The sequence below is a fragment of the Streptomyces sp. JLBJ103 genome (assembly GCF_058215575.1).
The window spans coordinates 1,437,641-1,464,382 of the sequence record NZ_CM177089.1 but is presented as its reverse complement, the minus strand read 5'-3'; the positions used below and the strand labels follow the sequence as shown (position 1 = coordinate 1,464,382).

Genomic DNA, 26,742 nt, shown 5'->3' with positions numbered 1-26,742 from the left:
CGTCAGTTCCGGTGCGCGCCTCTTCTGTCCGGGAGTTGACTCGCGCTACCGTCCGGCCCGTGCTGCTACCGAGGCGGAAATCCCGCATCCACTGGACCACGCTGATCCTGTTGTCGGTCACCGCACTGCTGGCCGCCGCCGTCACCCTGCTGCCCCCGCTGGGCGCCCAGGCCGCCCACGCGGCCACCGCCGGAGCCCGGGAGACCGGAGCCCAGGTGACCGGAGCCCGGGAGAGCAGACCCGTCTACTCCTACGAACACGCCATACGTGAGTCCGTATGGGTGGACACCAGGGTCGACGGCGACGCGGACGGGAAGACCGACCGCGTCGCCGTCGACATCGTGCGGCCGCGCGAACCCGCCCAGGCGGGCCGCCGCATCCCCGTCATCATGGACGCCAGCCCGTACTACGCCTGCTGCGGACGCGGCAACGAGAGCCAGACCAAGACCTATGACGCGGCCGGGAAGCCCGTGCGGTTCCCGCTCTTCTACGACAACTACTTCGTCCCGCGCGGCTACGCCACCGTCCTGGTCGACCTCGCCGGAACCAGCCGCTCCGACGGCTGTGTGGACATCGGCGGCCGGTCCGACATCCAGTCCGCGAAGTCCGTCGTCGACTGGCTTAACGGCCGGGCCCGCGGCTACGACGCCCCCAGCGGCGGCAGAGCCGTCCAGGCCACCTGGTCCAACGGCGCCACCGGCATGATCGGCAAGAGCTACGACGGCACCGTGGCCAACGGAGTGGCCGCCACCGGTGTCAAGGGGCTCAAGACCATCGTGCCCATCGGCGCCATCTCCTCCTGGTACGACTACTACTTCGCGCGAGGCGCGCCGCTCTTCGGCTCCGGCCCCGACGCCCTCGCCGCCGCCGTCGAGAGCGACGCCGCCCACGGGCGCTGTGCGGCCGTCCAGCGGCGGCTGGTCGAGGGAGCGCCGCGGACCGGCGACTGGACCGGGCTGTGGAGCGCCCGCGACTACGTACCCGACGCCCGCAAGGTCCGCGCCAGCGTTTTCGCCGTCCACGGCATGCAGGACCTCAACGTCCGCACCAAGCACCTCGGACAGTGGTGGAACGCGCTGTCCCGCGCGGGTGTCGAGCGCAAGATCTGGCTCTCCCAGGCGGGACATGTCGACCCGTTCGACTTCCGGCGCGGGCACTGGGTGCGCACCCTGCACCGCTGGTTCGACCACTCCCTCATGGGCATCGACAACGGCATCGAGCGCGAACCGATGGCCGATGTCGAGCGCGTCCCCGACCAGTGGTCCACCGATCGCGTCTGGCCCCCGTCCGGCACCCGGCAGACCACCCTGCGCCCGCGCGGCGGGGACACCCCCGGCGTCGGCGTCCTCGGCACCCGGCGGGCCGCGGACGGTACGACCGAGACCTTCACCGACAACCCCGCGATGAGCGAGGCCGACTGGGCCGCGCAGCTCGGCCGGTCCACCCCGGACAAGGCGGGCTTCACCACCGGTCCGCTGCGCAGACCGCTGCGGCTGTCCGGCTCGGGCACGGTGACCGTCACCGCCACCCCCTCCACCACCAGCGCCCATCTCTCCGCGGTCCTGGTCGACGTCGGCCCGGCCACCATCCGCGACTACACCGGGGACGGCGAGGGGATCGTCACCCACGACCGGCGCACCTGCTGGGGGAGCAGTACGGAGGGCGACAGCGCCTGCTTCAAGGAGACCGCGGCCGATCCCGCCCAGGTCGACCACACGGTCGTCAGCCGAGGCTGGGCCGACCTCGGCACCTACGCCGGTGACGGCAAGGGTCGCCCGCTGACCCCGGGCGAGCGCTACACCCTCACCCTCGATCTGGCCGCCACCGACCACATCGTCCCGGCCGGACACCGGCTCGCCCTCATCGTCGCCGGGACCGACGCGGGCCTCATCGAACCGCCGGACACCACCCCGAAGCTGACCCTCGATCTGCACCGCACCTCCGCCCGGCTGCCGCTGGTCGGCGGAGCACCGGATGCCACCACCGGATCCCCGCCCGCCGGGCCGCTGAAGAAGGGTGTCGCCGAGCCGGAGCCGGGGCGGCAGGGCGACCGTATGCCCGCCGCGCACACCACCGGCTGAACCCCTGCCACGCGGTGCCCGGCGCCCGCCGGGCACCGCGTTCCCCTCAGGCTGCCGAGGAGGCACCGTTCATGCCCTCGAGCTCTCTTGTACTGCGTGCCGCGATCTGCGGAACCATGGGTGCGGTTCTGACCGGATCCGGATTCATCGCCCCCGCACACGCACAAGCCTCCCCTCCCCGCACCGGTTTCGAGACCAGCAATGGCGCCCGTTGGACCTCCGAGGCGGAGGAGACGGACTTCCTGGCCACGGTCGACAAGGCCAGTCCCCGTATCGCCATCGACCGGATCGGCACCACCGCCCAGGGCCGCCCGCTGCGCCTGGTCCGGATCGGGGCGGCCACCGCTCCCGCCGACCCCGCCCACGCCACCCGCAACACGATGCTGCTCATCTGCTCCCAGCACGGTGACGAACCCTCCGGCCGTGAGGCGTGTCTGTCCACCGTCCGCCGCCTCGCCTACGCCAAGGACTCCGCGACCCGCCGCTTCCTTGAGCGCACCAATGTCCTGGTGCTACCCACCGCCAACCCGGACGGCCGCGCGGCCGACACCCGCACCAACTCCCAGAACACCGACATCAACCGCGACCACATCGAGCTGACGTCGGCCGAGGCCCGGACCATGGCGGCCCTGCTCCGTGACTGGCAGCCCGACACCGTCTACGACCTGCACGAGTACACCCCCACCGCCCCGTACTACATGAAGGACGTGCTCACCCTGTGGCCGCGTAATCTCAACACCGCGGACACCGTGCACGACGAGGGCCGGGCCCTGTCCAACTCCTATGTCCGGCCGAGTGCCGAGGCCGCGGGCTACCCCGCCGGGGACTACGGCATCTGGACCGACCCGGAGACCGGCGACCCCATCAAGCAGACCGCCGGAGACGGCCAGGAGCGGATCCTGCGCAACACCCTCGGGGTCAAGAACACCGTGGGGCTGCTGGTGGAGACCCGCGCCGAAGCCCTCACCGACGAGGAGGAGGCCGACCCCGCGCTCAACAACGGGCGGCGGGTCGCCTCGCATCTCGCCTCCCTGGACGGTGCCTTCGACTATGTGAAGGAGCGGCGCGGCCGGATCGAGGCCGCCACCACGGCCGCCCGCCTCGCCGGATACGCCGACCGCGGTCCGGTGTACTTCGGCGGCGCCGACAACGACCCGGCCGAGGAGAGCGAGATACTCAAGGACCCGCCGTGCGGCTACCGGCTGGACGCCGCGCAGTACGGCGAGTTCAAGGACGAACTGGCGCTCCACGGAGTGCGGGTCCGCCCCGATTCCGGCTCCGATTCCGGCCCCGATTCCGCCTCCGGCGGGGGCGCGCTCGTACCGCTGCGCCAGCCCGCGCGTGCGCTGGTGCCACTGCTGCTGGACGAACGCGCCGCGTACCACCTCACCACCGGACGGCCCGCGGACCAGTGCTGACCGCTTGACCTACCGATACAGGACATTTCGCGGCGATTGAAAAAGGGCATGCGTCCCCACCTACTGGGTAGCCGCAAAGTCGTTGATCAAAACGTCGTTGAACATCCTGTGAAAGGTTTTTGCGTGACGGAGACAGGTAAGACCACGGGGGACGCCAAGGGCGGTCCTCCGGGTACAACAGGTAAGACCGGAAGTCCGGGGAGCCCGGAGCAGTCCCCGGCCCCCCAGACGGACCGCGTGGTATTCGGCGTCTCCGCCGCGCTCACGCTCGCCTTCGTCGTCTGGGGTGCGGCCGCCACCGACACCCTGGAGGACGCGTCGGCGGACCTGCTGTCCGGGCTGATCCACAACGGCGGGTGGGCTTTTGTCCTCGCCGCGTCGGGCTTTGTGATCTTCGCGCTGTGGCTGGCCATGAGCCGCTACGGCAAGATCACCCTCGGCGAGGAGGGCGAGGAGCCCGAATTCCGCACCGTCTCATGGGTCGCGATGATGTTCAGCGCGGGCATGGGCATCGGGTTGATGTTCTACGGCGTGAGCGAACCGCTGTCGCACTTCGTGAGCCCGCCGCCGGGCACCGACCCCAAGGGCGCGGCCGAGGCGATGGAAACCGCCATGTCGACCACGCTCTTCCACTGGACACTGCACCCGTGGGCGATCTACGCGGTGGTCGGTCTGGCCATCGCGTACAGCACCTTCCGGCGCGGCCGTCGCCAGACCATCAGCGCCGTCTTCACCCCGCTCATCGGCCGGCGCCACGCCAACGGCGCGGCCGGCCGGGTCATCGACATCCTCGCCATCTTCGCCACCCTCTTCGGCTCCGCCGCCTCGCTGGGTCTGGGCGCGCTCCAGATCGGCAGCGGTGTCGAGGTGCTGGGCTGGAAGAGCGATGTGGGCACCTCGCTGCTCGTGGCCGTCATCGCGATCCTCACGGCGGCGTTCATCGCCTCCGCGGTGTCCGGTGTCGCCAAGGGCATCCAGTGGCTGTCCAACATCAATATGGTGCTGGCGCTGTTCCTGGCCGTCTTTGTGTTCGTCGCGGGCCCGACGATCATCATCCTCGATCTGCTGCCCACCTCGATCGGCAGTTACCTCGGCGATCTGCCCCAGCTCATGGGCCGCACCGAGGCTACCGGCGGCAAGTCGGTCGCCGACTGGCTGAGCAGCTGGACGGTCTTCTACTGGGCCTGGTGGATCTCCTGGACGCCGTTCGTCGGCATGTTCATCGCCCGCATCAGCCGCGGCCGCACCATCCGGCAGTTCGTGGGCGGTGTGATCCTGGTGCCGAGCACCGTCAGTCTGCTGTGGTTCGCGATCTTCGGCGGTTCGGCGATGAAGCTGGAGGCCGCGGGCCGGCTGGGCAAGGAGACCACCCCCGAGGGTCAGCTCTTCGGGGTGCTCGACCAGTACCCGATCGCGGGTGTGATGAGCGTCCTGGTGATGGTCCTCGTCGGCATCTTCTTCGTCTCCGGCGCCGACGCGGCGTCCATCGTGATGGGCACGCTCTCGCAGAAGGGCGCCTTCGAACCCACCCGGTTCGTGGTGGTCTTCTGGGGTGTGGTCACCGGTGGCGTCGCGGCCATCATGCTGATGATCGGCGGTGGCGGCGACGACGCGTTGCAGGGGCTCCAGAATCTGACGATCCTGGTGGCCGCGCCGTTCACCCTGGTGATGGTGGGGCTCTGTTGGGCCCTGATGCGGGATCTGCGCAGTGACCCGCTGATCGTCCGGGGCGAGAAGGGCGAGGCGGCGGTCGAGATGGCCGTCATCGCCGGACACGAGAAGTACGACGGCGAGTTCGAGCTCCGGATCGGCCCGGCCACCCCGACCGACCCGGCGCAGGACGGCGACGTCGCGGACGTCCCGGTCGACCCCGCCCCCGCCCCCGCGGGCAAGGTGTAACCCCGCCCGCCGCCACGGGCGGCAGGTCCCGTACGGCCCGTCCCGGTATGACACCACCGGGACGGGCCGTACGCATGTCCCGCCCACCACCGGCCGGTTGACGCCGACGGCGGCTTGGCGGGGCATGGGCCACGTCCTCCACCGAGTCGACGGCAGGGCGACGTCCGGCAGTTGCTCGCTCTCCAGCCGCACCCGCGCGTTTGCCACCCGGGGATGCACACGGGCGCGGCGGACGGGCGGCGATCGCCTCGGCCGGTCCCGGGCCGCGAGGCCAGGGTGCGCGCCGCCCGGTGGCTGCCGGTTGGGGCCACGGCCCGGCGCGCGGGACCAGGCAGCCCGATCCGGTCAGGCCAGGCGGGCGGCCTCGTGGGCGCAGCCCCAGGACACGGTGATGCCCGCGCCGCCGTGTCCGTAGTTGTGTACGACGCGGGCCCCGTCCGGCAGTTGCTCACTCTCCAGCCGCACCCGGGAGCGTGCCGGGCGCAGGCCCACCCGGTGGGCCAGCACCCGCGCGTCCGCCACCCGCGGGTGCACACGGGCGCAGCGGGCGACGATCGCCGCGGCCGTCGCCGGGTCCGGCTCCAGGCCCCAGGCGTTCTCGCGTGCGGTGCCGCCGAGCACCAGCCCGTACGGCTGCGGCAGGGCGTACAGGGTGTCAGGGGAATCGTCGTCCGCGGCCACCAGCCACTCCTCGACCCCCGGGTTCTCCACGACCACCAGCTGCCCCTGCACCGGGTGCACCCCGGTGTCCGGCACCAGCTCCCGCGCGCCCAGGCCGGTGCAGTTGACCACGAGCGGGGCGATGGCCGTGGCCTCGGCCGGGGAGGTCACGGTGCGCTGCTCGACCGTGCCGCCCGCCGCCTCCAGACGCCGTCCCAGATAGCCGAGGTATGTCGGCATGTCGACCAGCGGAACACGTGCCCGCAGCCCCGCCGAGAAGCCCTCCGGCAGCTCGTCGGGGCGCGCCGGGCGGAGCCCCGGCACCTCCGCCGCCCAGGTCCCCAGCTCCTCGACGCCGATCCCCGCCTGTGTCCCCTCGGCGAGCCGGACCCCGGTCTCCTCCGGCCGGGCGGCCAACTCGGTGAACGTATGCAGCGCGTCGACGGACCAGGCGGCCACCTGCTCCTCCGGCTCGATGCGGTACGGCCACCACAGCCCTCCGGCTACCGCCGAGGTGGTGCGCCCGGCCGGGTCGCGGCTCCACACCGCCACCCGGCGGCCACCCTCGGCCAGCACGATGGCGCTGGTCAGGCCAATGACCCCAGCGCCGATGACAATCGCGTCGCATGGCATGCCCCGGAGGCTATCTCCGGGGTGGGGGTCCGGCGCCAGGCCGTGCCCCGCCGCGTCCCGCGCGCCCCTCCTCATTCCTCCCTACTCCGGATATATCCCTGATCGGCCGCTATACAGGCGAGTCGCGGTCTCCATGCTCCGATGAGGGAATACTTGGGCCATGACCTCCGAGTACGTGACCTTCGGACTGACACCGGCCGTCCGCCCCGGCGGTGTCCTGGCCGACGGCGCGTATCAACTGCACCGTGATTTCGTGGACTTCACCGTGGACGGCAGCTCGCTGCTGTCGTGCCTCGACGACCTCGACGATCTCGATACCGTCTCGCCGCTCACCTCCGACCTCGACCCCGCCGTCTTCACCGAGCGGGTCCGCGGACTGCTGCTGGAGACGGACCCACCGCTCGACGGGGGCCGGTCCGTGATCTACGGCTGTCCGGAGTGCGAGGCCCTGGAGTGCGGAGCGGTCACCGCCGTCATCGAGCGGGATGGACCGGACGTGGTCTGGCGGGACTTCGCCTGGCAGACGGCCCACACCGCCCCCGACGCCGAACGCGACGGCTTCCACGGCGTCGGCCCCTACCGCTTCCACGGCGACCAGTACCGCACCGAGCTGAAGCGGCTGCTCGCCGACGACGGCCCGGACAGCCGTCCGGCGCCCCGGGTGCTGCTCGTCGGCCGCCGCGCCGCCGTCCTCGCCAAGCTGGCCGCCGCGCTGCGGCGCATCGGCATCGGCGCCGAGATCACCCTCGACGCGGCGGGGGCGCACCCCGACGAGCTGCGCAAGTACGGTGCGGTGGTCTTCTGCCGCACGGTGGGCCGGGACCAACGCGACGCGGTGCGGGACGCCTGCGCGGCGGCGCGGGCCGACGTGGTCTTCCTGACCGGGCTCGCGCCCATCGTCCCGCTGCTGGTCGCCCAGGTGGAACAGGCCCTGGACCGCAGGCCGTTCGACCGCCGCAGGCTCACCGGTGTGCATGCGTCGGGCACCGAGGCGGTCGTCGAGGTGGCGTCCCCGTGCCGGGTCCGGCTGGTGGCCCACCGCCTGGACCGTTTCTCCCGCCCGCGGACGCGCGAGGTGTTCGACGGCCCGCTGGGGCCGGGCACCCATCGCCTCACCCTGGACGCCCGCGCCGTGCGCGGCGAGGCGTACGTCGTCGCCCGTACCCGGGACGCGGTGCTGGTGACTCCCGTGGTGCGCTAGGTGTGTGGTCCGGGGACGTTGGTGACAGGTGACACGCCCTGAGTGGTCCTTGAACGAGGCGAGGGCCTCTGGTTTCGGTGTGGATTGCGACATCTACCACCGGCACGCAGGAGGCCCTCGTGATCCACCGTAACGCCCCGCTGACTCCGACCGGCAGGCTGCGTCTGGCCCGGTGCGTCGTCGACGACGGCTGGCCTCTGCGGCGAGCCGCCGAACGGTTCCAGGTCAGCCACACCACCGCCGCCCGCTGGGCCCACCGCTACCGCCGTCACGGCACAGCGCGCTCCGCGGGACGTGCCGCGAGGTGCCGTCATGCGTCTGCGGCCGCGTCGTGGCCGGTCGCCCACGCGGCGGAGCCGCACATCGACAGAGCCGCGGCGGAGCCGCACATCGACAAGCCCCGCGCCCCTTCGGGGCGCACCCGAACCGCACCGGACTTCAGCGAAGCCGCTCAGGCGGTCCCGCGGCGCCGGGGGCGGAAAACCCGGCGGCAACGCCCCGGCCCGGCGATTAGGATCGCCGCTTGTGACTGCCACCCTCGTCGCCAAGGACCTCGCCGCGGGCCACGGCGACCGCACCCTCTTCTCCGGTCTCGACCTCGTCGTCGCCCCCGGCGATGTCATCGGCCTCGTCGGGGTCAACGGCGCCGGGAAGTCCACCCTGCTGCGGCTGCTGGCCGGGCTGACCGACCCCGAGGGCGGCGCGGTGCGGCTCAGCCCGCCGCATGCGACCGTGGGCCATCTGCCGCAGGAGCCCGAGCGGCGCCCCGAGGAGACCGTACGGGCCTTCCTGGCCCGCCGTACCGGGGTCGCCGCCGCGCAGGCCGAACTCGATGCCGCCACCCAGGCGCTGGTCGACGGCGCGTCCGGCGCGGACGACGCGTACGCCGTCGCCCTCGAGCGCTGGCTCGGGCTCGGCGCCGCCGACCTCGACGAGCGCGCGGACGAGGTCGCCGCCTCGCTGGGCCTCGACATCTCCCTGGAGCGGCCCATGACCGCCCTCTCGGGCGGGCAGGCCGCTCGCGCCGGACTCGCCTCACTGCTGCTCAGCCGGTACGACGTCTTTCTGCTCGACGAGCCGACGAACGACCTCGACCTCGACGGACTGGGGCGGCTGGAGAGCTTCGTCACCGGGCTGCGCGCCGGGACGGTGCTGGTCAGCCACGACCGCGAATTCCTCACCCGCACCGTCGACAAGGTCCTGGAACTCGACCTCGCCCAGCAGGTGGTGAACCTCTACGGCGGTGGTTACGCGGCCTATCTGGAGGAGCGCGAGACCGCCCGGCGGCACGCCCGCGAGCGCTACGAGGAGTACGCGGACACCCGCGCCACGCTGGAGGCACGGGCCCGCACCCAGCGCGCCTGGATGGAGAAGGGCGTCAAGAACGCCCGCCGCAAGGCCCCCGACGGCGACAAGATCGGGCGGAACGCCCGCGTCGAGGCCACCGAGAAGCAGGCGGCGAAGGCGCGTCAGACCGACCGGCTCATCGAGCGTCTGGAGGCGGTCGAGGAGCCGCGCAAGGAGTGGGAGCTGCGGATGGAGATCGCCGCGGCGCCGCGCGCGGGCGCGGTCGTGGCGACCCTGCGCGGCGCCGAAGTGCGGCGCGGCGACTTCCACTTCGGCCCGGTCGACCTCCAGGTCGACTGGGCGGACCGGGTCGCGGTGACCGGGGCGAACGGCTCCGGCAAGTCGACCCTGCTGGCCGCCCTGCTCGGCCGGCTCCCGCTGGACGCGGGGGCGGCGGCGCTCGGCCCGGGTGTGGTGGTCGGCGAGGTCGACCAGGCCCGTGCGCTGTTCTACGGCGGGGAATCGCTGCTGGACGCGTTCGGCGCGGCGGTGCCGGAGCTGGAGCCCGCGGCCGTACGGACCCTGCTGGCCAAGTTCGGGCTGAAGGCGGCCCATGTGCTGCGGCCCGCCTCCACGCTGTCTCCGGGGGAGCGGACACGTTCGGCGCTGGCCCTGCTCCAGGCCCGCGGTGTGAACCTCCTGGTCCTGGACGAGCCCACGAACCACCTCGACCTCGCGGCGATCGAACAGCTCGAATCGGCCCTCGCGTCGTACGAGGGCACGCTGCTGCTGGTCACCCACGACCGCCGGATGCTGGACGCGGTGCGGGTCACGCGCCGCGTGGAGGTCGTGGCGGGACGTGTGACGGAGCGCTGAACCCGGGCGAACTCGCGTGATCCGCCCGGCGGCCGACGGAGAGGCTGTGGGCGGCGGGGAGGAAACCCCGCCGCCCACACGTCACTTGCCGTCCGGGCCCAGCAGGCCCGCCCGCCGCAGCGCGTCGGCCATCGCGCCGTTGACCGGTGCGCCGCCGCGGTTGCCGCCCTGGCGCTGCTGCGGTGCACCCCGGCGCGGCCGGTCCTGACGGCGGCCCTGGCCGCCCTCGCCACGTCCGCCGCCCTGCCTGCTGTCCCCGCGTCTGCCGCCGCGCTGGCCGTCCCCGCGTCCGCCGCCCTGTCGGCCACCGCCGGACTGCGCCTCGTCGTCCAGCCGCAGCGTCAGCGAGATCCGCTTGCGCGGGATGTCCACATCCAGGACCTTCACGCGCACGATGTCCCCGGGCTTCACCACGTCCCGCGGGTCCTTGACGAACGTCTTCGACATCGCGGACACATGCACCAGACCGTCCTGGTGGACGCCGACGTCCACGAACGCCCCGAACGCGGCCACGTTGGTGACGACCCCTTCCAGGACCATCCCCGCCGAGAGGTCGCCGATCTTCTCGACGCCCTCCTTGAACGTGGCCGTCTTGAACGCCGGTCGAGGGTCGCGACCTGGCTTCTCCAGCTCCTTGAGGATGTCGGTGACCGTGGGCAGACCGAAGGCGTCGTCCACGAAGTCGTCCGGGCGCAGGCTCCGCAGCACCGCGGTGTTGCCGATCAGCGAGGTCACCTCGCCGCCCGCCGAGCCGACCATCCTGCGCACCACCGGATACGCCTCGGGGTGCACGCTGGAGGCGTCCAGCGGGTCGTCGCCGCCGCGGATCCGCAGGAAGCCCGCGCACTGCTCGTACGCCTTCGGGCCGAGCCGGGACACGTCCTTGAGGGCGGTACGGCTGCGGAAGGGGCCGTTGGTGTCGCGGTGGGCGACGATGTTCTCCGCGAGCCCGGCGCCGATCCCGGAGACCCGGCTGAGCAGCGGGGCGGAGGCCGTGTTGACGTCCACCCCGACGCCGTTCACACAGTCCTCGACCACCGCGTCCAGCGAGCGGGAGAGCTTCACCTCGGACAGGTCGTGCTGGTACTGGCCGACCCCGATCGACTTGGGGTCGATCTTCACCAGCTCGGCCAGCGGGTCCTGGAGGCGGCGGGCGATGGAGACCGCGCCGCGCAGCGAGACATCGAGGTCCGGCAGCTCCTGGGAGGCGAAGGCCGAGGCCGAGTACACCGAGGCGCCCGCCTCCGAGACCATGACCTTGGTGAGCTTCAGCTCGGGGTGCTTGGCGCACAGCTCGCCCGCCAGCTTGTCGGTCTCGCGGGAGGCGGTGCCATTGCCGATCGCGATCAGCTCGACGTCGTGCTGACGCGCCAGCCGGGCCAGCTTGTCCAGGGCCTCGTCCCACTGGTTGCGCGGCACATGCGGGTAGATGGTGTCGGTGGCCGCGACCTTGCCGGTGGCATCCACGACGGCCACCTTCACACCCGTGCGGAAGCCGGGGTCCAAGCCCATCGTGGCGCGGGTGCCCGCCGGGGCGGCGAGCAGCAGATCGCGCAGATTGGTGGCGAAGACGCGCACCGCCTCGTCCTCCGCGGCCTGCCGCAGCCGCAGCCGCAGATCGATGCCGAGGTGGACCAGGACCCGGGTGCGCCAGGCCCAGCGGACCGTGTCGAGCAGCCACGCGTCGGCCGGCCGGCCGCGGTCCGCTACGCCGAAGCGCGCGGCGATGGCCTGCTCGTACGAGGTGCGGCCGTCCTCCGGCTCGTCGCCCGGCGCGGCGGGCTCCAGCGCGAGGTCGAGGACCTCCTCCTTCTCACCGCGGAACATCGCCAGCACCCGGTGCGAGGGCAACTCGGTGAACGGCTCGGCGAAGTCGAAGTAGTCGGCGAACTTGGCGCCCGCCTCCTCCTTGCCCTCCCGCACCTTGGTGGCGACCCGGCCGCGCTCCCACATCCGCTCGCGCAGCTCACCGATGAGGTCCGCGTCCTCCCCGAACCGCTCGGTGAGGATGGCCCGCGCGCCCTCCAGCGCGGCGGCGGGGTCCGCGACGCCCTTCTCGGCGTCCACGAAGGCGGCCGCGGCGGCGGTGGGCTCCACGGACGGGTCGCCCAACAGTCCGTCGGCCAGCGGCTCCAGACCCGCTTCCCGCGCGATCTGTGCCTTGGTGCGGCGCTTGGGCTTGAAGGGGAGGTAGATGTCCTCCAGCCGCGCCTTGGAGTCGGCGCCGCGGATCTGCGCCTCCAGGGCCTCGTCCAGCTTGCCCTGGGACCGCACCGATTCGAGGATCGCGGTGCGGCGCTCCTCCAGCTCCCGCAGATAGCGCAGCCGCTCCTCGAGGGAACGCAGCTGCGCGTCGTCGAGCATCTCCGTCGCTTCCTTGCGGTAGCGCGCGATGAACGGCACGGTGGAGCCGCCGTCGAGCAGCTCGACGGCGGCCTTGACCTGCCGTTCCCGTACGCCGAGTTCCTCGGCGATCCTGCCTTCGATGGACGTCGTCACGATCACGCTCCGCTTTCGGTCTGCACTGCCTCTGCATTGTGGCAGGTGGCACCGACGAAGCGGTCGCGGCCGAGGGATTACGGCGGGGCGGGGGATCGGCGGCCGCAGCCGGGCGCCGTACGCACGCGGAGCACGGGCACTCGCCGGCGTGCGCGGCGCGCGGTTGAGCACCCGGTTCCGGGCGACCGATCGCGCACGGTCCCCGGGTATCCCGGCCCGCTCACGACAAACCCCCGCTCACCACAAACCCTGGCTCACGACAAACCCCCGCTCACCACAAACCCTGGCTCACGACAAACCCCCGCTCATCACAAACCCCGGCCGCCCACGACCAGAGGGTCGCGGGCGGCCGGGGCGTCCGCCGTCGTGGGTGGGTCAGCGCTTGCCGAGAAGGTCGGCCGGGAAGGCGCCGCGCTCCAGGGCGGTCGTGGTGAAGGCCCCGGCCAGCTCGGTCAGCCGGGCCACCCCCGCCGCGCCCAGGTGCTCGTACGGCGCCGCGTCCAGGCGGTCCGTCTCGTCCTCCAGCGTGGCGCGCAGCTGCGTGCCCGCGTCCGTCAGCTCGTTGTCGGCGGTCAGCAGACCCCGCTCGCGCAGCCGGCCCTGGGCCGCCGTCCACTCCTCCTCGCTCCAGCCGCGGGTGCGCAGGATCCACTGGGGGGACATGCCCTTGCCGGTCGCCGTATGGCTGGCCAGCGCCTCCAGTCCGTCGAGCCCGGCGCCGACCAGGGTCATCAGATGGCTGTCGCCGCGGTGCTCGCGCAGCAGCGTGGCGGCGTGCCAGAACGCCAGATGCGGGGCGTCCGGAGTGGCCAGATCGGCGTGCGCGGAGTACAGGGGTCGTGCGGCGCGTGAGCACGCCTCCGTGGCGCGCAGGGCCAGCTCCGCCGCCTCGGCCATCTCCTTGGAGGCGACGGCCTCGTCGCCGAGCACCCGCCGCAGCACCGAGTCGGCCGCGCGCAGCCGGGCCTCCAAGGCGGCCTCGGGGGAGACCACATCCCATACCTTGGGGAGATGACGGGCGATCAGCTCGTGCTTGAAGTTGAAGAAGGTGGCGGTGACGGTCCCCGCGCCGACCCGGCCGAACGCCGCCGCGCGGCCCACGAAGTAGACGGCCCCGCGATCCTCCATGCCCAGCCGGGCGAGTTCGTGGCCGTAGTCCGGGGCGAAGTAGACGGCCGAGTGGAGCGGGTTGACAACGGAGTGGCAGTGGCGTGCGGCACGCTCGGGCAATGAGGTCATGTGCCGCACGTTACCCGCAGGTAAGGGGAGCCGGAAGGCCCGATTTCACCCGGTGGACGCCCGCTTCATTCCACCGGGGGCAGCCAGCGGAAACGCGGTGCGCGGCGGCCGAGGAACGCGGCCACGCCCTCCTCGGCCTCACCGCTCGTCCGCGCCTGCTCCCGCCAGTACGCCGCCCGCTCCGGAGCCACCGGACCGGGGGCCGCGAACTCCTTCGCCGCCGCCTGGGTGAGCTGCGAACGAGAGATCAGCACCTGGGCGAACTCCGCCACCCGCTTGTCCAGACCGCCCACCGGAAGCACCTCGTCCACCAGCCCGGTGCGCAGCGCCCGCTCGGTGCCGATCAGCTCGCCGGAGAACAGCAGGTACTTCGCGGTCGCGGGTCCGACCAGCTCCACCAGCCGCCGGGTGGAGCCGGGGGCGTAGACGATCCCCAGCTTGGCCGGGGTGATCCCGAACCGCGCGCCCTCCTCCGCGAACCGCAGATCGCAGGCGGCCGCGAGCTGACAGCCGCCGCCCACACAGGAGCCGCGCACGGCGGCGAGGGTCGGCTTCGGGAAGGCGGCGAGGGCCTCCTCGGCGGGCAGCGCGGCCCCGGTGGTCTCCTCGAAGGTCGTGCTCAGCGCGCCGATGTCGGCGCCCGCGCAGAAGGTGTCCCCGTCGCCGGTGAGCACCAGCGCCCGGACCTCCGGGTCGACGGCGAGCCGGGTCAGCAGCGGGGGGAGGGCGTGCCACATGCCGGGGGTCATCGCATTGCGCTTGGCGGGGTTGCTGATGACGACGGTCGCTATGCCGTCGGTGACACGGTGGTGCAGACAGGGCTCCATGCGGCGGATCGTATCCGGGCCGGCCCCCGCCGCTTCGGCGTACCGGCATCGCCCGCACCCCGGCTTCGGGTCCGGTTGAGGGATGTTCACCAGGGTGGCCCCTCAGCTGGGCGGGAACGATCCTTCCTGTGACGCTGGCATACGCCAACGATCAAAACCGGTCGATAGACGTTAACTTCTGGTCAGTTCGCCGGTCCGTACCAAAGCATTCCCAACACTCGACGGGAGTGGTGGTCGGGCCGTGGCGATGGGTGGGTATCGGACATGGAGATCGTCGGAAGAGTCCCCTCGGAGCAGGGACATGCGCCACCGCGCAGACCTCCCGTCTACGACGGGGTGTGGCGGTTCACGGCCCCGGCCCTCGACTCCTCCGTACCGCAGGCCCGGCACGCGGTGCGCGAACTGTTGACCCGTCAGCGGGTGCCCGCCTACGGCGAGTTGATGCCAGATCTGCTGCTGATCGTCTCCGAACTGGTCACCAACGCGGTCCGGCACGCCGCGCTGCTCTCACCGGAGATCGCCGTCGAGGTGTCCATCGGCCAGGACTGGGTCCGCATCGCCGTCGAGGACAACCATCCGTACCGCCCGGTGGCGCTCGCGGCGGACCAGGGCGGCACCGGCGGGCGCGGACTGCTGCTGGTCCAGGCGATCGCCGAGGAGGCGGGCGGGATCTACGACGTGGACCACACCGCCGGCGGCGGCAAGGCGGTCTGGGCCGCCCTGCCGCTGCTCGGGGCCGGGGCCGCTACCAGCCCGCGGCCGCCCCGGTGAGCTCGCGGATCGCCGGACGGGCCGCGTCCAGCACGGTCGGGAACCAGGCCGAGAACGGATGGTCCGCACGCAGCCGCGCCAGCTCGTCCGGGGTGACGAAGGCGGTCTCGCCGATCTCCAGCGGATCCGGGCGGGGAGCCGCCCGGACCAGCCCCGCGAAGAGGTGGTTGTACTCCTGCTCGACCAGGCCGGAGGCCGGGTCCGGGTGGTTGTAGCGGACCGTGCCCGCCTCGCTCAGCAGCGCGGGCCCGATGCCCAGCTCCTCACCGGTACGCCGGGCCGCCGCCACGAACGGCGGCTCACCGGGGTAGGGGTGGCCGCAGCAGGTGTTGGACCAGACACCGGGGGAGTGGTACTTGCCCAGCGCCCGCCGCTGCAACAGCAGCCGCCCGGCCTCGTCGAAGAGGAAGACCGAGAAGGCCCGGTGCAGCCGCCCCGGGGGCAGATGCGCGGAGAGCTTCTCCGCGGTGCCGATCGTCGTGCCGTCCTCGTCGACCAACTCGAGCATGATCGGGTCGGCGGAACCGCTCGGCGCGGGGGGCGCTGCGGTCTCGGCGGAGCGGCCGTTGGGCGGTGTGATCGGCATGACCATCCTCGTAGTTCCGACTCGTGAGCGTCCAAGTCTGCCGCATCTGCGCCTCAAGATCGCGTCAGTGGCACAGCAAGATCGCGTCAGTGGCACAGCTTGGCTTCATGGTCAGCATGCCCAACCGGTTCCAGCTGGAACGTGCAGTGCCCGACGTCGAAATGCTGCCCCAGGCAGCCCTGGAGGGCGTGCAGCATGCTCTCGTGGCCCACCGTGCCCAGCGCCCGCCGGTCGACCACCACATGGGCGGAGAGCACCGGCATCCCCGAGGTGATCGTCCAGACATGGAGATCGTGCAGCCCCTCGACACCAGGGAGGGCGAGGATATGAGCGCGGATCGCGTCCATGTCGACATCCCGCGGCGCCGCCTCCAGCAGGACGTTCAGGGTCTCCCGGAGCAGTGCGACGGTACGCGGGACGATCATGAGCGCGATCAGCAGTGAGGCGATCGGATCGGCCGTCCGCCAGCCGGTGGCCAAAATGATCCCGGCCGACACCAGGACCGCCACCGAACCCAGCGCGTCCGCCAGCACCTCCAGATACGCGCCGCGGACGTTCAGGCTCTCCCGCCGTCCACCGAGCAGCAGCGCCAGCGACACCGCGTTCGCGGCCAGGCCGATGGCGCCGAAGACGATCGTCAGCCCGCCGTCGGTGGGCACGGGGTGCAGAAACCGCAGCACCGCCTCGTAGAGGATGTAGCCGCCGACACCGAACAGCAGCAGACAGTTGCCGAGCGCGGCCAGGATCTCCGCGCGGGCATAGCCGTACGTACGGCGCGGGCTCGGCGGACGGCCCGCGAAGTGGATCGCCAGCAGCGCCATCGCAAGACCGAGCGCGTCCGTCGCCATGTGCCCGGCGTCCGCCAGCAGCGCGAGCGAGTCCGCGAGCAGCCCGCCGACGACCTCCACGGCCAGCACCGCCAGGGTGATGGCCAGCGCGATCCGCAGCCGCCACCGGTGCGCGGCGCCCGCGGTGGCGAGGCCGCGGCCGTGGTCGTGACCCGCGCCCATGTGTCGACGGCCCTCCTCCCGCACCGCGGTCCCTTTTCACCAGTGAACTACGGCCGCGGGCGGGACCGGCGGTCAGCCGCGCCGCACGGGTCAGCCGCGCGCCTCGGGGTGGTGCAGACACCACCCTTCCCATGCCGACTCCACCATCGCGCGGACCCCGTGCCGGGCGCTCCAGCCCAGCTCCTTGGCGATCAGTTCGGTGGATCCCACGACCCGGGCCGGATCGCCCGCCCGGCGCGGCTCCACCACCGGGCCGAGCTCCGGACGGCCGGAGATCTCACCGATCAGATCGGCCATCTCGCGCACCGAGACCCCCTGACCGGTGCCGATGTTCACGGTCAGATCGCCCGGCTCCGGCTGGGCGGCCAGCCGCCGGGCCACCGCCAGATGGGCCGAGGCCAGATCCTCGACATGGATGTAGTCACGGACGCAGGTGCCGTCGGGGGTGGCGTAGTCATCGCCGAAGATCCGCGGAGCCTCGCCATGGGTGATCCGCTCGAACATCATCGGGATGATGTTGAACACCCCGGTGTCCGCCAGCTCGGGCCGGGTGGCACCCGCCACATTGAAGTAGCGCAGACAGGCGGTGTTCAGTGCATGCGCCTGGCCCACCGCTCTGACCAGCCACTCTCCGGCCAGCTTGGTCTCCCCGTACGGGTTCATCGGCGCACAGGGCAGGTCCTCGGTGACCAGTTCCACATCCGGCATGCCGTAGACCGCGGCGGAGGAGGAGAAGAGGAAGTTGCGGATCCCGGCCGCGACCACCGCCTCCAGCAGCACCGTGAGTCCGTGCACGTTTTCCCGGTAGTAGCGCAGCGGCTGCTCCACGGACTCCCCGACCTGCTTCTTCGCCGCGAGATGCACCACTCCGGTCACCTCGAGCTCGGCGAAGGCGGTGTCCAGCAGCTCACGGTCGAGCGTGGACCCGTGCACCACGGGCACCTCGGCGGGCAGCCGGTCCCGGACGCCGCTGGACAGGTCGTCGAGCACGGCCACCGGCTCACCCGCCTCGGCCATGGCCCGCACAACATGCGACCCGATATATCCGGCACCACCTGTGATCAGCCATGTCATGACCGCACCCTATCCACCGTCGCCGGGGCCGGGCGTTTGTCGCGGACAGCCGCCATCCACCATGATGATCGACGGCGGGGTGGAAGCGGTCGTTCCCCCGATCGGGCGATGAATGTGCGGTGAACGGGCGCTTCCCTCGATCCGATAGCCTCTGCCGACGTGCCGCCCGCCCCACCCGGGGCCGGGGCGTGCGATGCCCGTTGCCCGGAGGGCCCCCGGCCTGTGTCAGACGGCACGGCCACCATGTCAGCTGCCAAGGAGTGAGTTCGTCTGTCGACCGCGATCCTCACCGGTGATCCGGTCGCGGGTTCGTCCCTCGAGGACGACCTGCGGTCGCTGGGCTTCGACGTGCGCGGGGCGACCGACGCGGCCGGAGTGGCGGCGGAGCTCGCCGCCGTCCCGGTGCGCGAGCGGGTCGCCCTCGTCGACGCCCGCTTCGTGGGCCACGTCCACGCGCTGCGCCTGGCGCTGACCGACCCCCGCTTCCCCGCCGCCGCCGTGCCCGGCGCGCTCGCCGTCCAGGCCGAGGCCCGTACCGCGCTGACCCGCGCGGTGACGGCCGCCGCGCCCGCCCCGGAAGCCGCGGCCGTCCCGGCCCTGGAGCCCGCGGCCCCCGGCCCGGCCCCCGCCGACGGTGAGCCGCACGACGCCCAGGCCGCCGGTGTGACACCGGCCACCGGCGCGGTGCTGCCCGATGACCTCGCCATCGCCCTCGGTGCCGAAGGCATCACCCCGCACCGTCCCGAGCTCGGTGTGCTCGTCGCCGCCGTACCCGGGGACGCGCTGGAGCGCGCCCGGACCCGGGACGCCGTGGACGCGGTGGACGACGAGCGCGTCCGGCTGCGCACCGCGGTGAAGTCGCGGGACGGCTTCTTCACCACCTTCTGCATCAGCCCCTACTCCCGCTACATCGCCCGCTGGTGCGCCCGGCGCGGACTGACCCCCAATCAGGTCACCACCGCCTCCCTGCTCACCGCCCTCATCGCGGCGGGCTGCGCGGCCACCGGCACTCGGCCCGGCTTCATCGCGGCCGGGGTGCTGCTGATCGCCTCGTTCGTCCTCGACTGCACCGACGGCCAGCTGGCCCGCTACTCGCTCCAGTACTCCACGCTCGGCGCCTGGCTGGACGCGACGTTCGACCGGGCCAAGGAGTACGCGTACTACGCGGGGCTCGCCCTCGGCGCCGCCCGCGGCGGCGGCCATGACGATGTCTGGGCGCTCGCCCTGGGCGCGATGGTCCTTCAGACTTGCCGCCATGTGGTGGACTTCTCGTTCAACGAGGCCAACCACGACGCCACCGGCAACACCAGCCCCACCGCAGCCCTCTCCGACCGCCTCGACAGCGTCGGTTGGACGGTCTGGCTGCGCCGGATGATCGTGCTGCCGATCGGTGAGCGCTGGGCGATGATCGCCGTGCTCACCGCGTGCACCACCCCTCGCATCACCTTCTGGGTCCTGATCGCCGGCTGTGCGCTGGCCGCCTGCTACACCACCGCGGGCCGGGTGCTGCGTTCGCTCACCCGCCGCGCCGAGCGCACCGAGCGCGCGGCGCGCGCCCTCGCCGAGCTGGCCGACTCGGGCCCGATCGCCGAACTGATCGCCAAGGCGGCGGCCCGCCGCCCGCGCGGCTTCCTGGCACCGCTGTTCGCCGCCCTCGGGGCCGCGCTGCTGGTGTCCTGCGCCGCGGCGGCTCCCGGCGGCTGGCTGCCGGTGGCCGCGGCCGGCGGGTACGCGCTCTGCGCGGGCCTGGCCGTGTCCGCGCCTCTCACCGGCCCGCTGGACTGGCTGGTGCCGCCGGTCTTCCGTGCCGCCGAATACGGCACCATCCTGGTCCTGGCCGCCCGCTCGGAGGTGAACGGCGCCTTGCCGGCGGCTTTCGGGCTGGTGGCCGCGGTCGCCTACCATCACTACGACACGGTGTACCGCATCCGCGGCGGCACCGGGGCGCCGCCGCACTGGCTGGTGCGGGCGATCGGCGGGCACGAGGGGCGGATCCTGGCGGTCACGGTCGCCGCCGCCCTGCTGCATGACCAGAACCACGGTTTCACCATCGCGCTGACCGCACTCGCGGCGGCCCTCGCGCTGGCGGTGCTCATCGAGAGCATCCGCTTCTGGGTGTCCTCCGGAGCACCCGCTGTACACGACGAAACAGGAGAACCCGCATGATCGGCCTCGTGCTGGCGGCCGGCGCCGGACGGCGTCTGCGCCCCTACACCGACACCCTCCCCAAGGCCCTGGTGCCCGTAGGCCCCGAAGGGAAGGAAGGCGAGACGACCGTCCTCGATCTGACCCTCGGCAACTTCGCGGAGATCGGTCTGACCGAGGTCGCGATCGTCGTCGGCTACCGCAAGGAGGCCGTGTACGAGCGCAAGGAGGCCCTGGAACAGCGGTACGGCCTCAAGCTCACCCTGATCGACAACGACAAGGCCGAGGAGTGGAACAACGCCTACTCCCTCTGGTGCGCCCGTGACGCCATCAAGCACTCGGTGATCCTCGCCAACGGCGACACCGTGCACCCGGTCTCCGTCGAGAAGACCCTGCTCGCCGCGCGCGGCAACGGCCAGAAGATCATCCTCGCGCTGGACACGGTGAAGCAGCTCGCCGACGAGGAGATGAAGGTCGTCGTGGACCCCGCCAAGGGCGTCCAGAAGATCACCAAGCTGATGGACCCGGCCGAGGCGACCGGTGAGTACATCGGCGTCACCCTGATCGAGGGCGACGCCGCCGCCGATCTGGCCGACGCGCTGAAGACCACCTTCGAGCGCGACCCCGACCTCTACTACGAGGACGGCTACCAGGAGCTGGTCAACCGCGGCTTCAAGGTCGACGTGGCCCCCATCGGCGAGGTCAAGTGGGTCGAGATCGACAACCATGACGATCTGGCGAAGGGCCGTGAGATCGCGTGCCAGTACTGACGAGGCTCATCCCCTCGCCGCTCGTCGTCGACATCCGCCGGGGCGCGCTGGACGACCTCGCGGGCGTCCTCGCGGACCAGCGGATCTCGTCCTCCGGCAAGCTGGCCGTCGCGATCAGCGGCGGCTCCGGCGCCGTACTGCGTGAGCGGCTGGCCCCGGCCCTGCCCGGCGCGAGCTGGTACGAGGTCGGCGGCGGCACTCTGGACGACGCGATCAAGCTCGCCGACGCCATGAAGTCCGGCCACTACGACGCGGTCGTGGGGCTCGGCGGCGGCAAGATCATCGACTGTGCGAAGTTCGCCGCGGCGCGGATCGGCCTCCCGCTGGTCGCCGTCGCCACCAACCTCTCGCACGACGGTCTGTGCTCCCCGGTCGCGACCCTCGACAACGACGCCGGCCGCGGCTCGTACGGGGTGCCCAACCCGATCGCCGTGGTCATCGACCTCGATGTGATCCGTGAGGCGCCCGTCCGCTTCGTCCGCTCCGGTATCGGCGACGCCCTGTCCAACATCTCCGCGGTCGCGGACTGGGAGCTGTCCAACCGCGAGACCGGCGAGCAGATCGACGGCCTCGCGGCCGCGATAGCGCGCCAGGCGGGCGAGGCCGTACTGCGCCACCCGGGCGGCGTCGGCGACGACGGCTTCCTCCAGGTGCTGGCCGAGGGTCTGGTGCTCACCGGTATCTCCATGTCGGTAGCGGGCGACTCCCGTCCGGCGTCCGGTGCCTGCCACGAGATCAACCACGCCTTCGACCTCCTCTTCCCCAAGCGCGCGGCGAGCCACGGCGAACAGTGCGGACTGGGCGGCGCGTTCGCGATGCATCTGCGCGGCGCACACGAGGAGTCGGTGTTCATGGCCGAGGTGCTGCACCGGCACGGACTGCCGGTGCTGCCCGAGGAGATCGGCTTCACCGTCGACGAGTTCGTGCAGGTGGTGGAGTTCGCTCCGAAGACCCGCCCCGGGCGGTACACCATCCTCGAGCACCTCGACCTCTCATCCGACGCGATCAGGGACGCATACGCCGACTATGCCAAAGCAGTCAGTCAAGCCATCAGTGGATGAACTCCGTCCGGTCGTTCACCCCGCTGGGGTGAAGGACCGGCGGAGCGGTGAGCACTGGGCCGGGCGCCTCTACATGCGCGAGATCTCGCTGCGCTGCGACCGGTACCTGGTGAACACGCGGGTCACGCCCAACCAGCTGACCTATCTGATGACCGTCTTCGGCGTCCTCGCCGCCCCGGCCCTGCTGGTGCCCGGGGTGGCGGGCGCCGTGCTCGGGGTACTGATGGTCCAGCTCTATCTGCTGCTGGACTGCGTCGACGGCGAGATAGCCCGCTGGAAGAAGCAGTTCTCGCTGAGCGGTGTGTATCTGGACCGCGTCGGCGCCTACCTGTGCGACGCCGCGGTGCTCGTCGGCTTCGGTCTGCGCGCCGCCGACCTGTGGGGCTCCGGGCGGATCGACTGGCTGTGGGCCTTCCTCGGCACCCTCGCCGCGCTCGGTGCCATCCTGATCAAGGCCGAGACCGACCTCGTCGGTGTCGCCCGGCACCAGGGCGGTCTTCCGCCGGTCAAGGAGGCGGCTTCCGAACCGCGCTCGTCCGGTATGGCGCTGGCCCGCAAGGCGGCCGCGGCGCTGAAGTTTCACCGGCTGGTCCTCGGGGTCGAGGCGTCGCTGCTCATCCTCGCGGCCGCGGTCGCGGACCAGGTGCGCGGCGACCTGTACTTCACCCGCCTGGGCGTTGCCGTACTGGCGGGAATCGCCATCCTGCAAACCCTTCTTCACCTCGTGTCCATCCTCGCGTCGAGCAGGCTCAAGTGAGCGGCGCCACGATGTCGGTCGGAGCGGTTGTCCTGACGATGGGCAACCGCCCCGAGGAGCTGCGTGCGCTGCTCGACTCGGTCGCCAAGCAGGACGGCGATCCGATCGAGGTGGTCGTCGTGGGCAACGGATCGCCGCTGCCCGAGCTCCCCGAGGGCGTACGGACCGTCGAGCTGCCCGAGAACGTGGGCATCCCGGCGGGCCGCAATGTCGGTATCGAGGCGTTCGGACCGGGCGGATCAGAAGTCGATGTACTGCTCTTCCTCGACGACGACGGGCTGCTGCCCGGTGTCGACACGGCGGAACTGTGCCGTCAGGCGTTCACCGCGGATCCGGAGCTCGGGATCATCTCGTTCCGGATCGCCGACCCCGACACCGGTGTCACCCAGCGTCGTCATGTACCCCGGCTGCGCGCCTCGGACCCGATGCGGTCCTCCCGGGTCACCACCTTCCTGGGCGGTGCCAATGCGGTCCGCACCGCGGTGTTCGAGCAGGTCGGCGGGTTGCCGGACGACTTCTTCTACGCCCATGAGGAGACCGACCTCGCCTGGCGGGCGCTGGATGCCGGCTGGATGATCGACTACCGGTCGGACATGGTGCTGCACCATCCGACCACCGCCCCGAGCAGGCACGCGGTCTACCACCGGATGGTGGCCCGCAACCGGGTCTGGCTGGCCCGGCGTAACCTTCCTGCCCTGCTGGTGCCGGTCTATCTGGGCGTCTGGCTGCTGCTCACCCTGGCCAGGCGGCCGTCGAAGACCGCGCTCCGTGCCTGGTTGGGAGGGTTCCGTGAGGGCTGGAAGACACCGTGCGGTCCCCGTCGCCCCATGAAGTGGCGTACGGTATGGCGCCTGACCCGACTGGGCCGCCCTCCGGTCATCTGACAAGCTCGTACTGATACGCATCGGGCGCGACCCGGGGCGCCGCCCCGGTCAGCGCACCCTGAGGACGAAAGTGTCAACTGTGAGCGAGATTACGCACGACAGTGCGGTCGCCGTGAGTCCCACCTCACCCGACGACGGCCTGTCCCCGGCCGAGCTGGCCCGGAAGCACGGGCTGTCGGTGAGCGGTGCCCGGGTGGGGCTGGGCGATTACATCCGGCAGATGTGGGGCCGGCGCCACTTCATCCTGGCCTTTTCGCAGGCCAAGCTCACCGCCCAGTACAGCCAGGCCAAGCTGGGCCAGCTGTGGCAGGTGGCGACCCCGCTGCTGAACGCCGCGGTGTACTTCTTCATCTTCGGCCTCCTGCTGGGCGGCAGGGGTGAGATGAAGAACGACATGTACATCCCGTTCCTGGTGACGGGCGTGTTCGTCTTCACCTTCAGCCAGAACTCCGCCATGGCCGGGGTCCGGGCGATCTCGGGGAACCTGGGCCTGGTACGGGCCCTGCACTTCCCACGGGCCTCGCTCCCGATCTCCTTCTCGCTCCAGCAGCTCCAGCAGCTGCTGTTCTCGATGATCGTGCTGCTGGTGGTGCTGCTGGGCTTCGGGCACTTCCCGGCGCTGTCCTGGCTGCTGATCATCCCGGTGCTGGCGCTCCAGTTCCTCTTCAACACCGGGCTGGCGCTGATCATGGCGCGGATGGGGGCCAAGACGCCGGACCTGGCGCAGCTGCTGCCGTTCATCCTGCGCACCTGGATGTACGCGTCCGGTGTGATGTACCCGCTGGAGCACATGCTCGCCAAGGCCGGGGCGCACTCCTGGGTCTCCGACCTGCTGCTGGCGAACCCGGCGGCTGTTTACATGGATCTGATGCGGTACGCGCTGATCAACGACTACTCCTCGGCGAACCTGCCCCCGCACGTCTGGGCGCTGGCGCTGGGCTGGGCGGTGCTGGTCGGTGCCGGTGGCTTCGTGTACTTCTGGAAGGCAGAGGAGCAGTACGGCCGTGGCTGAGCAGATTCTTGACAAGGCCGCCAAGGACGGGACGGCGGACAAGGCGGATGCGGTGAGCGGGACCACGTCGACGACCGCGGCCGGGGCGCGCATTCCCACCGTCGTCGCCGACGATGTGCACATCGTCTACCGGGTCAACGGCGGCCCGCGGGGCAGGGGCAGCGCCACCGCGGCCCTCAGCCGGATGCTCCGCCGGAAGAACGCCCCGGGGATGCGCGAGGTGCACGCGGTGCGCGGGGTGACCTTCGTTGCCTACCGTGGTGAGTCGATCGGTCTGATCGGCTCCAATGGCTCCGGGAAGTCCACCTTGCTCAAGGCCGTCGCGGGGCTGCTGCCCACCGAGCGCGGCAAGGTCTACACCGACGGCCAGCCGTCGCTGCTCGGTGTGAACGCGGCGCTGATGAACGACCTGACCGGCGAGCGGAACGTGATCCTCGGCGGACTGGCCATGGGCATGTCGCGGGAGCAGATCCGCGAGCGCTACGAGGACATCGTCGACTTCTCGGGGATCAACGAGAAGGGTGACTTCATCACCCTGCCGATGCGCACCTACTCCTCCGGTATGGCGGCCCGGCTGCGCTTCTCGATCGCCGCGGCCAAGGACCACGATGTGTTGATGATCGACGAGGCGCTGGCCACCGGTGACCGGAAGTTCCAGAAGCGCTCCGAGGCCCGGATCCGCGAGCTCCGCAAGGACGCGGGTACGGTCTTCCTCGTCAGCCACAACAACAAGTCCATCCGGGACACCTGTGACCGGGTGCTGTGGCTGGAGAAGGGCGAGCTGTTGATGGACGGCCCGACCGACGAGGTCATCAAGGCGTACGAGAAGGAGACGGGCAAGTAGTCCCGCCCGCCCTCGGCCTGTTGACGGGGCCCCGCCGGACTGATCCGGCGGGGCCCCGTCGTACGCCGGGGTGTCCAACTGCCTTCGTCTTGAATCCAGTTGCCCTCGAACATCCAACCGATGTATCCAGGATGTCGCATGACGTATCTGTAGGGGTGGGCACGCAGGCTCGTGCAGGTCCGCCCAACGGGAGGAGCAACCATCACCATGAGGACACTTCGCAGTGTGCCGCACGTGCCCGTATCAACTCGACCGAGTCGTACAGACGCTGACGCGCCATGGTGAGGCGACATGGATTGTTGTAGATTGAACAGCTGAGTGATCGGAAGCCGACAGGTGCGGTGAGGGACCCACTCGCCCGTCGTGCAGTTGGGAGCCGTAGCGATGGATCATGAGCAAGCGGAATTGATGGGACGACTGTCCGATGCTCTCGGTCCGGTGCCGCGCGAAGTGATCGAGAATGCGCAGGCGCTCTTCAGAGAAAACGTGGCTCGTCGCGATGCGGGCGAGAATGCGGAAGATGTGACGGAGGGCTCGAAGGACGAGGTCCACGAGAGCCGTTCGGTCCATTCTCAGGCATAGTCCGGCGGTTCACGGCGTATGCCCGTAGCCCGGCGGCCCGAATCTGGGAGACAAGGGCGGAATCGCTTTTCGCCATCCGTCCTTGTTCCTGGAGGATCTTTTTCAAATGTGCGAGACAGCGTGACCTGATCGGCCCGATGGAACCGCGCGGCATGGCAAGCGTCTCGCTGATCTCGTCATAGGACAGCGGCGGATCCGTCACCAGCAGCCCCAGCAGTGCCTGGCATTTCGGGGTGAGTGCGCAGAAGGCCGTTAAGACCTCGTCGTCGCGCTCCCGGGCCAGTGCGGCGTCCTCGGGCTGCTGTCCCGAGGTCTCGGGCCGGTCGAATGCCTCGGCGCCGCCGACCGGGATGTTCCGCCCCGACTTCTCCAGATGCTTGAGGCTCTCCCGGCGTGCCGCGGTGGAGATCCACTGGGCCAGGCGCTCGGGCGAGCGCAGCGTGTCCAGGTGCTGGACGACCTTCAGCCAGGTGGCCTGGCTGACGTCCGAGCAGTCGGCCGGGCTGAGTCGATGAGAGCGGGCAATGGCCCAGATAAGCGGCGCATACCGCTCGACGATCTGATTCCAGCAGCCCTGATCCCCATCAAGGCAGCCGTCGACCAGATCGGGCAATGATCGCGTGTGC

At 71.3% G+C, this 26,742-nt stretch carries 21 protein-coding genes and 1 pseudogene; 14 read left to right on the top strand and 8 right to left on the bottom strand.

From position 1 onward, the window contains the following. Nucleotides 1-59: 59 nt before the first annotated feature. The 3 genes from AC4BEG_RS06255 to AC4BEG_RS06245 all read left to right on the top strand — a co-directional run bounded on the left by AC4BEG_RS06255 (nucleotide 60) and on the right by AC4BEG_RS06245 (nucleotide 5,398). Complete coding sequence (locus AC4BEG_RS06255) at nucleotides 60-2,081, top strand: Xaa-Pro dipeptidyl-peptidase (protein ID WP_490704903.1); 2,022 nt, start codon at nucleotides 60-62, stop codon at nucleotides 2,079-2,081. 71 nt (nucleotides 2,082-2,152) lie between these two features. Next, complete coding sequence (locus tag AC4BEG_RS06250) at nucleotides 2,153-3,499, top strand: M14 family metallopeptidase (RefSeq protein WP_490704902.1); 1,347 nt, start codon at nucleotides 2,153-2,155, stop codon at nucleotides 3,497-3,499. A gap of 123 nt (nucleotides 3,500-3,622) precedes the next feature. Then, the gene (locus tag AC4BEG_RS06245; RefSeq protein WP_490704901.1) at nucleotides 3,623-5,398 is read left to right on the top strand and encodes a BCCT family transporter; all 1,776 of its coding nucleotides are present in this window, start codon (nucleotides 3,623-3,625) and stop codon (nucleotides 5,396-5,398) included. Nucleotides 5,399-5,743: 345 nt separating this feature from the next. On the opposite strand, the gene AC4BEG_RS06240 is transcribed toward AC4BEG_RS06245, so the two are convergent. Further along, nucleotides 5,744-6,691, bottom strand: a complete 948-nt coding sequence (locus AC4BEG_RS06240; RefSeq protein ID WP_490704900.1) for an FAD-dependent oxidoreductase — start codon at nucleotides 6,689-6,691, stop codon at nucleotides 5,744-5,746. 160 nt (nucleotides 6,692-6,851) lie between these two features. Here AC4BEG_RS06240 and AC4BEG_RS06235 point away from each other — a divergent pair, with 160 nt between their 5' ends. The 3 genes and pseudogenes from AC4BEG_RS06235 to AC4BEG_RS06225 all read left to right on the top strand — a co-directional run bounded on the left by AC4BEG_RS06235 (nucleotide 6,852) and on the right by AC4BEG_RS06225 (nucleotide 10,055). Further along, entirely contained in the window at nucleotides 6,852-7,892 is a 1,041-nt protein-coding gene (locus AC4BEG_RS06235) for an oxidoreductase (protein ID WP_490704899.1), read from the top strand. A 119-nt stretch (nucleotides 7,893-8,011) separates the two neighbouring features. Further along, nucleotides 8,012-8,197: pseudogene (locus AC4BEG_RS06230) on the top strand (helix-turn-helix domain-containing protein); the annotation flags it as partial. A 220-nt stretch (nucleotides 8,198-8,417) separates the two neighbouring features. After that, the gene (locus AC4BEG_RS06225) at nucleotides 8,418-10,055 is read left to right on the top strand and encodes an ABC-F family ATP-binding cassette domain-containing protein (protein WP_490704898.1); all 1,638 of its coding nucleotides are present in this window, start codon (nucleotides 8,418-8,420) and stop codon (nucleotides 10,053-10,055) included. Between the two features lie 81 nt (nucleotides 10,056-10,136). Here the strand turns inward: AC4BEG_RS06225 and AC4BEG_RS06220 are convergent, their stop codons facing one another. The 3 genes from AC4BEG_RS06220 to AC4BEG_RS06210 all read right to left on the bottom strand — a co-directional run bounded on the left by AC4BEG_RS06220 (nucleotide 10,137) and on the right by AC4BEG_RS06210 (nucleotide 14,620). Further along, a complete protein-coding gene (locus tag AC4BEG_RS06220) occupies nucleotides 10,137-12,554 on the bottom strand; it encodes a Tex family protein (RefSeq protein WP_490704897.1) in 2,418 nt (805 codons plus the stop codon). 375 nt (nucleotides 12,555-12,929) lie between these two features. Continuing rightward, nucleotides 12,930-13,793, bottom strand: a complete 864-nt coding sequence (locus AC4BEG_RS06215; protein ID WP_490704896.1) for an SCO6745 family protein — start codon at nucleotides 13,791-13,793, stop codon at nucleotides 12,930-12,932. A 65-nt stretch (nucleotides 13,794-13,858) separates the two neighbouring features. Then, nucleotides 13,859-14,620, bottom strand: coding sequence for an enoyl-CoA hydratase/isomerase family protein (locus AC4BEG_RS06210; RefSeq protein ID WP_490704895.1), 762 nt, complete (start codon nucleotides 14,618-14,620; stop codon nucleotides 13,859-13,861). A gap of 264 nt (nucleotides 14,621-14,884) precedes the next feature. Here AC4BEG_RS06210 and AC4BEG_RS06205 point away from each other — a divergent pair, with 264 nt between their 5' ends. Then, the gene (locus AC4BEG_RS06205; protein WP_490704894.1) at nucleotides 14,885-15,391 is read left to right on the top strand and encodes an ATP-binding protein; all 507 of its coding nucleotides are present in this window, start codon (nucleotides 14,885-14,887) and stop codon (nucleotides 15,389-15,391) included. On the opposite strand, the gene idi is transcribed toward AC4BEG_RS06205, so the two are convergent. The 3 genes from idi to galE all read right to left on the bottom strand — a co-directional run bounded on the left by idi (nucleotide 15,366) and on the right by galE (nucleotide 18,061). Then, nucleotides 15,366-15,977 carry an isopentenyl-diphosphate Delta-isomerase gene (gene idi, locus AC4BEG_RS06200; protein WP_490704893.1) on the bottom strand — a complete coding sequence of 204 codons (612 nt, stop codon included), beginning with the start codon at nucleotides 15,975-15,977 and terminating at the stop codon, nucleotides 15,366-15,368. The genes AC4BEG_RS06205 and idi overlap by 26 nt on opposite strands. A gap of 86 nt (nucleotides 15,978-16,063) precedes the next feature. Continuing rightward, nucleotides 16,064-16,987 carry a cation diffusion facilitator family transporter gene (locus AC4BEG_RS06195; RefSeq protein ID WP_490704892.1) on the bottom strand — a complete coding sequence of 308 codons (924 nt, stop codon included), beginning with the start codon at nucleotides 16,985-16,987 and terminating at the stop codon, nucleotides 16,064-16,066. 90 nt (nucleotides 16,988-17,077) lie between these two features. Beyond that, the gene (gene galE, locus AC4BEG_RS06190; protein WP_490704891.1) at nucleotides 17,078-18,061 is read right to left on the bottom strand and encodes a UDP-glucose 4-epimerase GalE; all 984 of its coding nucleotides are present in this window, start codon (nucleotides 18,059-18,061) and stop codon (nucleotides 17,078-17,080) included. 270 nt (nucleotides 18,062-18,331) lie between these two features. Here galE and AC4BEG_RS06185 point away from each other — a divergent pair, with 270 nt between their 5' ends. The 7 genes from AC4BEG_RS06185 (at nucleotide 18,332) to AC4BEG_RS06155 (ending at nucleotide 25,534) form a co-directional block, all read left to right on the top strand. Beyond that, nucleotides 18,332-20,227: a DUF5941 domain-containing protein gene (locus AC4BEG_RS06185; protein WP_490706995.1), complete on the top strand. Its 1,896-nt coding sequence runs from the start codon at nucleotides 18,332-18,334 to the stop codon at nucleotides 20,225-20,227. Then, the gene (locus AC4BEG_RS06180) at nucleotides 20,224-20,976 is read left to right on the top strand and encodes a phosphocholine cytidylyltransferase family protein (protein WP_490704890.1); all 753 of its coding nucleotides are present in this window, start codon (nucleotides 20,224-20,226) and stop codon (nucleotides 20,974-20,976) included. The genes AC4BEG_RS06185 and AC4BEG_RS06180 overlap by 4 nt, the downstream gene beginning before the upstream one ends. Continuing rightward, the gene (locus tag AC4BEG_RS06175) at nucleotides 20,964-22,037 is read left to right on the top strand and encodes an iron-containing alcohol dehydrogenase family protein (protein ID WP_490704889.1); all 1,074 of its coding nucleotides are present in this window, start codon (nucleotides 20,964-20,966) and stop codon (nucleotides 22,035-22,037) included. The genes AC4BEG_RS06180 and AC4BEG_RS06175 overlap by 13 nt, the downstream gene beginning before the upstream one ends. Next, the gene (locus tag AC4BEG_RS06170) at nucleotides 22,003-22,794 is read left to right on the top strand and encodes a CDP-alcohol phosphatidyltransferase family protein (RefSeq protein WP_490704888.1); all 792 of its coding nucleotides are present in this window, start codon (nucleotides 22,003-22,005) and stop codon (nucleotides 22,792-22,794) included. Before AC4BEG_RS06175 ends, AC4BEG_RS06170 begins: the two co-directional genes overlap by 35 nt. Nucleotides 22,795-22,805: 11 nt before the next feature. Then, the gene (locus AC4BEG_RS06165) at nucleotides 22,806-23,678 is read left to right on the top strand and encodes a glycosyltransferase family 2 protein (protein ID WP_490706994.1); all 873 of its coding nucleotides are present in this window, start codon (nucleotides 22,806-22,808) and stop codon (nucleotides 23,676-23,678) included. 79 nt (nucleotides 23,679-23,757) lie between these two features. Next, complete coding sequence (locus tag AC4BEG_RS06160) at nucleotides 23,758-24,690, top strand: ABC transporter permease (protein ID WP_490704887.1); 933 nt, start codon at nucleotides 23,758-23,760, stop codon at nucleotides 24,688-24,690. Further along, nucleotides 24,683-25,534, top strand: coding sequence for an ABC transporter ATP-binding protein (locus AC4BEG_RS06155; protein ID WP_490704886.1), 852 nt, complete (start codon nucleotides 24,683-24,685; stop codon nucleotides 25,532-25,534). The genes AC4BEG_RS06160 and AC4BEG_RS06155 overlap by 8 nt, the downstream gene beginning before the upstream one ends. 475 nt (nucleotides 25,535-26,009) lie before the next feature. Here AC4BEG_RS06155 and AC4BEG_RS06150 read toward each other — a convergent pair whose 3' ends face one another. Next, nucleotides 26,010-26,729 carry an RNA polymerase sigma factor gene (locus AC4BEG_RS06150; protein ID WP_490704885.1) on the bottom strand — a complete coding sequence of 240 codons (720 nt, stop codon included), beginning with the start codon at nucleotides 26,727-26,729 and terminating at the stop codon, nucleotides 26,010-26,012. Nucleotides 26,730-26,742 lie beyond the last annotated feature (13 nt).